Origin of the sequence: Pseudomonas sp. ME-P-057 (assembly GCF_030208975.1) — a bacterium.
In the GTDB taxonomy this organism is placed as follows: domain Bacteria; phylum Pseudomonadota; class Gammaproteobacteria; order Pseudomonadales; family Pseudomonadaceae; genus Aquipseudomonas; species Aquipseudomonas lutea.
The window spans coordinates 53,446-65,066 of the sequence record NZ_JARVSX010000027.1 but is presented as its reverse complement, the minus strand read 5'-3'; the positions used below and the strand labels follow the sequence as shown (position 1 = coordinate 65,066).

The window sequence follows — 11,621 nt, the reverse complement described above, 5'->3', positions numbered from 1 at the left end:
TCCCTTGCTTGAGTCAAAGGCCTGGGAGTAAGCCGTTTTGGCGCCCTTCTGCTGTCTATGCAGCGTTCAGCGTCGTCATCTAGAACGTGCACGTAAGGGAAGCTGGGGGAATGGCCTGCCTCGAGTTTCTATAGCATGGCCTCCAGCGCACTGCGTAGGGGGGGCAGTCGCCTCTCGGCAAGACTCTTTTTGATCGCAGCAGTTAGCGAGCTGACCTGTGACCGCCCGCAGGACGAAAGCAGCCTTCCGCGAACGGTCAGAAGCGGTCACTCCGTTTCTCTGCGCTCAGAGTGGACCGCTGCAAGCAGTCTTACTCCCAGCATCCTGCGCTGATCCGTGCCACTTGATCTTTGAAAGAGGCTCCTTTTATCTACTTCATACTGCGTCAGAGCCTCTGTGATGTATTCATCCAAGCCCTTTATCCACTGGCCATTGCTGCAAAAGGAGAAGGCCTTACCCCATCCCAAGATCACTCGATCCAGATTCTGTAGCGCGCCTGAGTAGCTCCCCTTTGGAGAAATATTTCCGGCTTCAATGCTGTATTTCATCACGCGGATCGATGCGTCTAAATCGGATTTTATTCGTTTTTTGAATCGCTCCCTCGTGGCTTTAGAGGGCTGGAGTAAGCCAGCCGAGACAAAGCAGCCCAAGAAATCGAATCCGTTAGCTGTCAGCCCCCTTGATGCTTTATCGCTTGTGGACGAGGGTTGGTACGCATGAAGTGAAAGTTTTTTGAGCTCGGCTTGCGCTTTGTTGAAAGCGCGGTCTACACAGCCCATGTCTTTTCCGAGGATCAGGAAGTCGTCGATATAGCGAAGACAGATGACCTCACCATCGTTCATGGTTTTGTCAAAGTCATGCAGGTACAAATTGGCTATGAGTGGCGATAAGGGGGACCCTTGAGCTACCCCTTCCACCCCAATGGGGAAAATGTCATCGAGTTTCTGTCGCCGAAGCACATCAATGTTCGCAAGATCCGTGGTGATTGCTGCTTGGAACAAAGCAACTGTATCTGTGCATTTGATGTGAGGGGCTACAAGTGCCATCACGCGGGCCTTGTCGATTCTCGTGAAGAACTCTGCGATGTCCGATCTGGTGTGGAAGGCGGCCCCTTTGGAGATGGCTTCTTTGGCATCCGTTACCGCCATTGCGACCCGTTTGTTTTGGATGCCCCCATAACTCGTGGGGGTAGCCAGAGCTTCCTTTACGAATTTGATGCGGGATTGCAGGACGTCGAGTAGAGCTCGCTGAACGATCCGGTTGGGAATAGGTGAAAGCACAATTGGGCGCGAATTCCCATTGGCTTTGGTCTTCGCCACGCCGGTCTGCTGTTGGAATGTGAAAGTCTTCTTGGATAGCGCTCGCTGGATGTCGGAAAGTGACTTGGGAAGTCGACTCTCGAAATCCTTGGCTTCATTTCGGATCGATTCTGAAGAGGAGGAAAGGGCGCTGCTTTTAACCTTTCTCCAGGCTGAATGCAGCGACTCCATGCTGTAGATACGACGATAGAGCGGCGAGGCCACAAAAACTCCTTGTTTGTCGGGAGACACCAGCGAACTCTCACCCAACTGCTACAGAGGACCTTCAGCCTTCGGGAGACCGCGAAGCCTTAACGGCGATCTTGGTCGCGACCCGGACAGCAACCTCCCAAGAGAGATGGCTGGCGTCTGTCAAACTTGGTTCAGTGCGGTGAGGCGGCTGCACCAGCAAGCAGGCGAGGCTGAGCGCAGTCACGACAAACCGTGATGCGGCTCGGGCCAAACTGGCACGTTTTTGCATGAACGCATGATTTCCCCCAAGGATTCCGTCAAAACACGATAAATCGTAGCTTTTTCGGCCTCGCGGTCAATCCCGCGCCATGCGCCAGGTTGGCACGTTTTTACATGGGTGCATACTTTCCCTCAAAGACCCTGCCGGGGCACAAATCGCATCTTTTTGGGCTTTGCGGCCAAGCGCGCGCCATGCGGCTGAACACCGAGCCCCACCCTGGAAATAAAGCTGCTAACCGTCTGGTGACCCCAACGTGCAGACAGAGTTACGGTTATTGACGCAGCAGTCGAGTGGCGCTCTATACCTTCGGGAGACCGCGAAGCCTTAACGGCGATCTTGGTCGCGACCCGGACAGCAACCTCCCAAGAGAGATGGCTGGCGTCTGTCAAACTTGGTTCAGTGCGGTGAGGCGGCTGCACCAGCAAGCAGGCGAGGCATCCCGATGTTAATCATCCATCCGGCCAAAAGCCATCTATTTGGCGGCTCGTTTATTGGAAAGCGATAGCAAGGGGATTGGATTCACAAGGCTGCCAGCTTAAAAAATATCGCGAAAGTGATTGCCCCCAAATAGGCGCGCGACTCTCCCGTTAGCGATAGTCGTCTATAGCGCAAGCTCAAATGCCCTACGGATCGGGCGGAGCCAGAAGCATCGACTATCTGCTCGTTGCCGTTAGTTGCCCTCCCCGAAAGCAGATTTGGGTCGTTCTCCCGGTCATAGCAACGCAAATGACTAGTCACGTCGAGTGCAAACGGGTGGGCAAGTCCATGCAATTACTCAATTGGAGTTTCTCGCCTCCAGCTTATCCAATTTGCCTACCAGATCCTCAGCTCGCAGATGAGTGTAGCGTTTCAGCATCTGCATCGACTTGTGCCCGCTGATGGCTGACACCTCCTGATCAGAAAGGCCGCCCTCTACCAAACGGCTGACTGCTTCATGACGAAGGTCATGAAAGCGTAGGTCAGGCATTCCTAGCTTAGTTTTCAGCTTGCCCCAAGTCTTGGTGAAGGCATAAGCGCTACGCTTGCCATCTTTGCCAGGCTCCCCAAAAAACACCAGGTCGCAGTCGCTTGGGCGAACAGGGTTGCTCATCGCTAGTTGGAAGGTGTCAGTGGCCAGCCGGGTCAGCGGCACGGTACGTGCGCTATCGTTTTTAGTATCAGAGAGGCGCACCACTCGTTTTTTCAAATCAACCTGATGCCGACGCAAAGATGTTATCTCCGACGAGCGCATGCCTGTCTCCAGAGCGATTCGAACGATCCAGCCAAGCATCGGGTTACTGTGCGCGTTCACTGCAGCCAGCAACCGGCGTTCCTCCTCGGCAGATAGTCGCCGATCTCTACCTTCGCCGGGACTTGGCTTGCGGATGTTCAGCACCGGGTTGAAACTTAGCCCCAACCCCCACTCCTGGATTGCCACGGTGTACAGGTGACTCAGAAGGGCAAGTTCCAAGCGCACTGTGTTGTTGCTTGTTGGCTTGCCGCGATTGGTGATCGAGGCTAGGCGCGTATCTCGGTAATTGGCGATGATCTCTGCAGAGAGCGCCGCCATCGAGTACTTCCCCAGATGGCTGATCAATTGTTGAGCCTTGGTTGCCTCAGCGCGCTGGGTCGTCGGTTTCTTCGTCGGACTGATCTCAGCCAGGTAGCGTTTCAATGCCATGGCCAGAGTCATGCGTTCGGACCCACTTCTCTGGATGTACACGCCTCTGACCATTTCATCTTCTGTGCGACGGGCCCAGTCTTCGGCATCACGCTTGGTGCGAAAGGTTTTCGCGTTGGCGGGCCAGCCGGTTTTCCGCACCAGGGCTTTCCAGGTGCCAGCGTCTGTTTTGACGATGGTGGCCATGTTATTTCTGCTCCAAAAACGTACCGTTGTTTTGGCACTGTACTGATTTTGTACCTGTGGACCATAGGACTGGTCTACATGTTTTTTCGCAGGCAGCAAAAAGCCGCGCAATGCGCGGCTTTGAGTATGGTGGGCCCACACGGACTCGAACCGTGGACCAAGGGATTATGAGTCCCCTGCTCTAACCAACTGAGCTATAGGCCCTCAGTAGGCCGCGGATTATAACGACGGTTTACTCGCTGTGCTATCCGAAAAGTCTGAAACGCTCATACGAAGAAACGTCGCGCTGAATTCATCCGCGCGCAGGGGCAGGCTGACGAGGTAGCCCTGGATCTGTTCGCAGCCTTCGTCCGCCAGGAAGTGCTGCTGCTCGAAGGTTTCGACGCCTTCGGCGATCACGGTGAGCTGCATGCTGCGGCCCAGCGCAATGATCGCGCGCACGATGGCTGCGTCGTGGGGATCATCGGGCAGGCCGCGTACGAACGACTGATCGATCTTGAGGATGTCCAGTGGCAAACGCTTGAGGTAACTCAGCGAAGAATACCCCGTGCCGAAGTCGTCGATCGCGAGTTGAACCCCAAGTTTCTTCAGTCGATGCAGGACCGAAAGCGCTTCTTCGGTCTGCGACATGATGAAGTTTTCAGTGATCTCCAGTTGCAGGCATCCAGGTTGCAGCTGGTATTGAAGCAGCAGGCGCTCAATGCGGTTAACCAGATTGGGTTGGCGCAGCTGCGCCCCTGCGAGGTTGACTGACAACGGGCCAAACACGTCGTACCGCTGATTCCATTCATGCATTTGTTGGCAGGCTTTTTCGAGCACCCACTCACCAATCTGCAAGATCATCCCGTTCTCTTCCGCCAGCGGAATAAACCGCTCGGGCGGCACGTCGCCAAAGGTGGGATGGAACCAGCGCAATAGCGCTTCGGCGCCGACGAGTCGTTGTGTCAGCAGGCTGAGTTTGGGTTGATAGGAGAGGGTGAACTCGTCACGCTCGATGGCGCGACGCAGCTCATGCTCCAGGGCAATTCGCTCGCTGGCTTGGGCGGTCAGGTCGCGGGTGTAGTGCTCGACCCGGTTGCGACCCTTGGCCTTGGATCGATACATCGCCGCATCAGCATTTTTGATCAGCGTCGCGACATCTGCCCCGTCTGTAGGGAACAACGCACTGCCGATGCTGGTGCTCATGAAGAACTCGTGTTCGCCCGCCTGAAAGGGCGCTGCGAAGCTGTTGAGCAGCTTGGTGGCGACAGCTTGTGCGTCGCTCGCATGCTGCAGACCAGGCAATAGAATGATGAACTCGTCGCCGCCCAGTCGTGCCACCGTGTCGATGTCGCGCAGGCTCTCCTTCAAGCGCAGCGCGATGCTCTTCAGCAGCAGATCGCCGACGGGGTGGCCGAGGCTGTCGTTGATGTGTTTGAAGCGGTCCAGATCCAGAAACAGGACAGCGCCCAGGCTTTGGGCCTCCCTTGAGTGAAGCAGCGCGCCGTGCAAACGGCTTTCAAACAGTGTCCGGTTGGGCAGGCCGGTCAACGGGTCGTGGTGCGCCTGGTAATCCAGCCGAGCCTGAGCCTGCTTCAAGCTGGAAATATCCGCGAACACTGCGACGAAGTGGGTGATGAGTTTGTCGCGGTTGCGCACAGCGCTGATGGTCAGCCAGCTCGGGTAGACCTCGCCATTCTTGCGCCTGTTACTGATTTCGCCCTGCCAGTGACCTTCTGCTGTGAGCTGGTGCCACATCGCTGCGTAGAAAGCGCTGTCGTGAACGCCGGACGCCAAAAGCCGGGGCGTCTCGCCGAGCGCTTCGAATTCGCTGTAGCCGGTGATTTCACTGAACGCCCGGTTGACCGCATTGATCCGCTGGCGGGTGTCGGTGATCAGTACGCCTTCGGCGGTGCTTTCGAAGACGGTCGCCGCCAGTTGAAGTTTTTCCTGCATCTGCTGGCGGTCTGTGATGTCGCGCGCGATGGTCAGCATGCAGTCTTCGCCGGCAATCGGCAGCGGGCGCGCGGAGATTTCGCACAGTCGAATCTGACCGTCCCTGCGACGGATGTGGCTGGTGAAGTCCTTCACAAAGCCGTCACGGCTCAATTGTTCAACCAATTCCTCTCGCTCTTTGAGGTCTACCCAGATGCCCAGGTCCAGGGTAGTCCGATCCAGCGACAGTGAGCTGTGGTAGCCGGTGATCCGGCTGAAACCATCGTTCACTTCCACCAGCAGGCCGTCACTCTGCCGTGTGATAAGCAGCCCATCGGGCGAGGAGTGAAAGGCCTTGGCGAACTTTTCTTCAGACATTTGCAGCTGCTGCTGGGCTTCCTTGAGCGGCGTGATGTCCCTCACCACCAACACCACGGCGGGAGTGGAATCCAGGTCAAAGGGTTCTGCAGACAGCAGCCCAGTGAAGAGTCGGCCGTCACTGCGCCGGAACGGCATTTCCAGATTACGGATGCTGCCCTTTTGTAGCCGTTGCAACAGACTCTGGCCGATGTCCGGAATGCCCCAGATATTCAGCTCGGAGGGGACGCGCCCAACGACCTCCTCAGGGCTCATGCCGATCTGCTCGACGAACGCCGGGTTGGCTTCCAGAAGACAGCCGTCGCAAAGGCGTGCAATGACGAGCATGTCGGGGCATTGGGCGAACACCGATGCAAACTTGCCCTCCGACAAGCGCAGTGCTTCTTCGGTCTGCTTGGCTTCGCTGATGTCGATCATCAACCCGCGCATTACCGGCTCACTGCCGTAGCCGATCATGCTCACGATGTCTCGAATCCAGACGACTCTGCCGTCCGCAGTCAGTACGCGATAGTCAACGCTGTGATCGTTGCCTTTGGCTACTTCCTGATCGCAATAGGCCTGAGCGTCGGCAATGTCATCCGGATGGACGATGCTTTGCCAGAACCCGGGTCTGCGCCATTGATGCAGCGGGTAGCCCAGCAGGTCCTGCGCATGCGGCGAAACATAGTTATAGGAATAGTCGTGCGTATTGGCCTCCCATGCGATAGCCGAAAGGCTCTCGATCATGCCGCGGTAGTGATACTCACTGCTTCGCAGCTCTTGCTCGAGCGCGATGCGCCTGGAGATTTCGGAGCTGAGGCGCCGGTTGATTCGCACCACGATGGCCAAGACAGTTGTGAGGAACAGCAGTCCAGGAAGCCCGATCAGCAGAAACTCTTGCCACAGCTTGCTGTGTTCGCTTGTCTGGATGATTGCGGGCGATATGGGTAGCGTGTCATCCGGGTTGATGAGCCGATCGGCTTGGCGCGCGGTGTCGACGCCGACAAAGCGGTTGGTGATCAACGGAGGAGGCGGGCCGTCGGTTGCCTCAGATGCAGGTGCGTTTTTGGCATATATGCCGGTGGGCGAGGCCTGACTCGGTCCTTGCCCGATGTTTTCATCGAGAGCCAGCGACTGGGCGGGCAGTGCAGTCGGAATGAGAAAGCACAGGAGAGCAATGGTGGGCATCCAAACCATGGCAGCCTCAAGGATTGAGTGTTAACAATTCGTCGAGTGTAGCCGGACTGATCAACGATGGCACTTTGCCGGAAATTTATTCCTTGAAACGCAAAACCCCCAGCAATGCCGGGGGTTTTGGTTTTTACGTGCAGCTTACTCGTCGAGGAACGAACGCAAGTGTTCGCTTCGCGTCGGGTGACGCAGCTTGCGGAGCGCCTTGGCTTCGATCTGACGAATTCGTTCACGGGTTACATCGAACTGTTTACCGACTTCCTCAAGGGTATGGTCAGTGTTCATATCGATCCCGAAACGCATACGCAGAACTTTTGCCTCGCGAGCAGTAAGGCCCGAGAGCACCTCGCGCGTCGCTTCCTTCAAACTCTCTACCGTGGCCACATCGATCGGCGACTGCATGGTCGAGTCTTCGATGAAGTCGCCCAGATGCGAATCTTCGTCGTCGCCGATAGGGGTCTCCATGGAGATCGGCTCTTTCGCGATCTTCAATACCTTGCGGATCTTGTCCTCAGGCATTTCCATGCGTTCGCCCAGCTCTTCAGGCGTCGGCTCGCGACCCATCTCCTGCAACATCTGCCGCGAGATACGGTTGAGCTTGTTGATCGTCTCGATCATGTGCACCGGGATACGAATGGTGCGCGCCTGGTCGGCGATCGAGCGAGTGATCGCCTGACGGATCCACCAGGTGGCATACGTCGAGAACTTGTAACCGCGGCGGTATTCGAACTTGTCCACCGCCTTCATCAGACCGATGTTGCCTTCCTGGATCAGATCGAGGAATTGCAGGCCACGGTTGGTGTACTTCTTGGCAATCGAGATCACCAGACGCAGGTTGGCTTCAACCATTTCTTTCTTCGCGCGGCGGGCCTTGGCCTCACCGATCGACATGCGGCGGTTGATGTCCTTGATTTCAAGGATGGTCAGCCCGGTTTCTTCTTCCAGTGCACTCAGCTTCTGCTGGCAACGCTGGATGTCGGGCTGAAGGCGGCCAATCGCTTCTGCGTATTTGCTTTTGCCTTTAGCCAGCGCGTCGGTCCAGCTCTGATCGACTTCGTTGCCCGGGAACTGGCGAAGGAAGTCGGCACGCGGCATGCGGGCATCACGAACACACAGCTGCATGATGGCGCGTTCCTGTGCTCGGAGACGCTCAAGAGCGCCCCGCACACGTTCTACCAGACCTTCAAACTGCTTCGGAACCAGCTTGATAGGCATGAACAGCTCGGCCAGCGCCAGCAATTCGGCGTTCGCCTGCTTGCTGCCGCGACCATGCTTTTTCAACGCCTTGACAGCAATTGCCATCTGATCCGAGACGGCGCCAAAGCGCTGCGCGGCAATGACCGGGTCCGGGCCGGTTTCGACCTCGTCCTCGTCGTCGGCAGAGTCTTCCTCGTCGTCGTCAGCGCCTTCAACCTTTTCGGCTTTAGGGTCGACAGGAGGCGGGACTTCGGCTGGCGGCGCAATGCCGTCGTCCGGGTCGATATAACCGCTCAGAACGTCGGAGAGGCGACCGCCTTCGGTGGTGACGCGTGTGTACTCGGAGAGAATGTGCTCAACCGTGCCAGGGAAGTGCGCAATCGCGCCCATCACTTCACGGATGCCTTCTTCGATACGTTTGGCGATTTCGATTTCGCCTTCACGTGTCAGAAGCTCGACCGTGCCCATTTCGCGCATATACATGCGCACAGGGTCCGTCGTGCGACCGATGTCGGTCTCTACCGCAGCCAACGCAGCAGCGGCTTCTTCAGCGGCTGCCTCGTCGGTGTCGGCGTCGGCCAACATAAGGGCGTCCGCATCCGGAGCACTCTCGTGTACGGGGATCCCCATGTCGTTGATCATGCGGATGATGTCTTCCACCTGCTCAGGATCTGAAATATCCTCGGGCAGGTGGTCGTTGACCTCTGCGTAAGTCAGATACTTCTGCTCACGACCCAGGGTGATCAACTCTTTGATACGAGACTGCTGTTGCGCTTTTCCGGACATAACACCCTATCCACTGAAGGTCTTGGCGGGCAAAAAACAAGCCGGGGATTATACCCGGCCAGGACCTCACACGCCAGTTGAGGTCGGGGTTTGTGCAGTAACATTGCGATTTAACAGGCTGAGCAGCTGAACTTTTTCTTCGGCGCTCAGGCCTGACTGCCTTTCTTTCCTGATCAATTGTTCCAGGTGTCGCTCGCGTTGGCGGGCCGACAAGCTAGTTATAGTGTCGAAAAACTGTTGTTCAAGGTTATCGGCCGAGATCAGCCATTCCTTTTCTGCCAACTGACGCAGCAGCTTCCCTTGTTCGGTGCCGTGCCAGCGGGCTATCAATTGCATCGACCGCAGCTTCGGATTTTTCTGCGTAGCGTCGATCAAAGCTACCAAAAGCTGCGAATACACATTCTCTTCATCGGCAAACGTACTGGCATTGGCAACTTGTGCCGATAGCTCGGGGTGATGCAGTAACGTCCTAAGGGCCGTCAATGCCGGTGGCTCGACCGTCGCAGGTGTCCGTGGTCCTCTGGGTTCAAAATCGGGACGCTTGCCGCCCTTGTCCCATTTTTTGCCCTTGTCCCACGGCTTTTTATCCCACTTCTTTTGCTGGCCGCCCGGCGCGCCTGGCGTCCACTCCTGCTGCGCCTGATAGTCGTGTTGCTGGTAATCGCCGTAATCAGGCACCGCATCGTAATCGAAGCCCGGATCGTAGCTGGGCTGTGTTTCCGCGGGGGCGGACTGCATCAGCTGATTGACCGCGGCAGTGTCGAGGCCCGTGATCTCTTTCAAGCGCCGGCGCATCAGCTCGCGCAGGTTGGCTCCCGGCACTTTTTCGATCAGTGGCGCGGCCAAGGTCACCATGTGCGCCTTGCCTTCCAGTGAGCGCGGATCGGCTTCTTTCGTCAGCTGTTCAAAAAAGTAATCAGCCAGCGGTTGCGCGTGCTGGTTGATTCTCGCCCTGAACGCATCGGTGCCTTCGGCGCGCACCAGCGTGTCAGGGTCTTCACCCTCAGGCAGAAACAGAAACCTTGCGCGTCGGCCATCCTGCAGCCCTGGTAGCGTTGCTTCCAGAGCGCGCCAAGCAGCGTTTCGGCCTGCCTGGTCGCCGTCGAAACAAAACAAAACGTTGGGTACTACGCGAAACAGCCGCTTCAGATGCTCTTCGCTGGTAGCTGTTCCCAGGGTTGCCACGGCATTGCGCAAGCCTTGTTGGGCCAGTGCGATGACGTCCATGTAGCCTTCGACGACGATAATCTCGTCCAGGTTACGATTAAATTTGCGAGCCTCGAATAAACCGTACAACTCCTGACCTTTATGAAACACCGGGGTTTCAGGAGAGTTCAGGTATTTGGGCTTGTCGTCACCCAGCACCCGTCCGCCAAATGCGATGACGCGGCCGCGACTGTCCCGAATAGGAAACATCACACGGTCGCGAAATCGGTCGTAGCGTTTGCCGGTTTCGGCATTTTCGATCAGCAAACCGGCATCGATCATCGCCTTCTGCTGAAGGGTATCGCTGCTTAGGTGCTTGTAGAGGTTGTCCCAGCCAGGAGGGGCATAACCCAGCCCGAAGTCGCGGGCTATTTCTCCTGACAGGCCACGGCCTTTGAGGTACTCCACGGCAGACTTGCGCGTGGGATGGCTTTTAAGCGCTGCCCGGTAAAACTCGGCGGCGGCTGTCAATAGAGGGTAGAGCGGCGAGTCTGTCGGCTGTCGTGGCTTTTGGCCTTTGACGCCCTGCTCGCGAGGTACTTCCATGCCGGCGGCTTTGGCCAGGTCCTCGACTGCCTGAGGAAAATCCAGGTTGTCGTGATCCATGATGAAGCCGAGGGCGTTGCCACCCGCGCCACAGCCGAAGCAGTAATAGAACTGTTTGTCCGGGCTGACGCTGAACGAAGGTGTCTTCTCTTTATGGAAAGGACAGCAGGCACTGAAGTTCTTGCCGGTTTTTTTTAATTGAACGCGTGAGCTGACAACATCGACGATGTCGGTGCGGTTCAGGAGGTCATCAATAAAACCTTGGGGAATCAGTCCGGCCATGGCGTTCTCATCATCAGGCGCCCCGCCAGAAAATCGTGGCGAATCCAAACCGTAACGACGGTTGCTTGGTCAGTGTAGACGGGTCAACGCGGCCTGAATCAGGCTGGAAGAAATCGACGGGGTTTGTCTCGGTCGCATCTGCGGCGTCAACAGCCTCTGTCTGTGTTGCTTGAGGCTAAACCTGCAACTGCCGACAGCCCGGCTTTGAGGGCCGGGCAAGGCAGAAGCTTGCGTCAGACGTCTGTATTAATACAGACGAACGGCGCGGCGCTGTTCGCGCTGAACTTTCTTGGCGTGACGCTTAACAGCAGCTGCTGCCTTACGCTTACGCTCAGAAGTCGGCTTCTCGTAAAATTCGCGGCTACGAACTTCAGCCAGAACACCGGCTTTTTCGCAGGAGCGCTTGAAACGACGCAGAGCTACGTCGAAGGGTTCGTTCTCTTTAACTTTGACGGCTGGCATCCAGAGCTACCTTCATTCATTACCGGGGTCAACGCTTACTGCAACGCTTGCACTAAGTACGTCG

The 11,621-nt window shown here is 56.8% G+C and carries 5 protein-coding genes, 1 tRNA gene and 1 pseudogene; all 7 read right to left on the bottom strand.

From position 1 onward, the window contains the following. Nucleotides 1–266: 266 nt before the first annotated feature. On the bottom strand, nt 267–1,523 hold the full coding sequence (locus QRN48_RS15255; protein ID WP_285351472.1) for a reverse transcriptase domain-containing protein: 1,257 nt from the start codon (nt 1,521–1,523) through the stop codon (nt 267–269). Between the two features lie 1,022 nt (nt 1,524–2,545). Continuing rightward, nucleotides 2,546–3,616 carry a site-specific integrase gene (locus QRN48_RS15250; RefSeq protein ID WP_285351470.1) on the bottom strand — a complete coding sequence of 357 codons (1,071 nt, stop codon included), beginning with the start codon at nt 3,614–3,616 and terminating at the stop codon, nt 2,546–2,548. Between the two features lie 127 nt (nt 3,617–3,743). Next, nucleotides 3,744–3,820, bottom strand: a tRNA-Ile gene (locus tag QRN48_RS15245). Nucleotides 3,821–3,835: 15 nt separating this feature from the next. Then, a pseudogene (locus QRN48_RS15240) lies at nt 3,836–6,778 on the bottom strand (sensor domain-containing protein); the annotation flags it as partial. Nucleotides 6,779–7,219: 441 nt separating this feature from the next. After that, entirely contained in the window at nt 7,220–9,061 is a 1,842-nt protein-coding gene (rpoD, locus tag QRN48_RS15235; protein ID WP_191944551.1) for an RNA polymerase sigma factor RpoD, read from the bottom strand. 66 nt (nt 9,062–9,127) lie between these two features. Then, a complete protein-coding gene (dnaG, locus tag QRN48_RS15230) occupies nt 9,128–11,095 on the bottom strand; it encodes a DNA primase (RefSeq protein ID WP_285351467.1) in 1,968 nt (655 codons plus the stop codon). A 246-nt stretch (nt 11,096–11,341) separates the two neighbouring features. After that, the gene (rpsU, locus tag QRN48_RS15225; RefSeq protein ID WP_002551877.1) at nt 11,342–11,557 is read right to left on the bottom strand and encodes a 30S ribosomal protein S21; all 216 of its coding nucleotides are present in this window, start codon (nt 11,555–11,557) and stop codon (nt 11,342–11,344) included. Nucleotides 11,558–11,621: the final 64 nt, after the last annotated feature.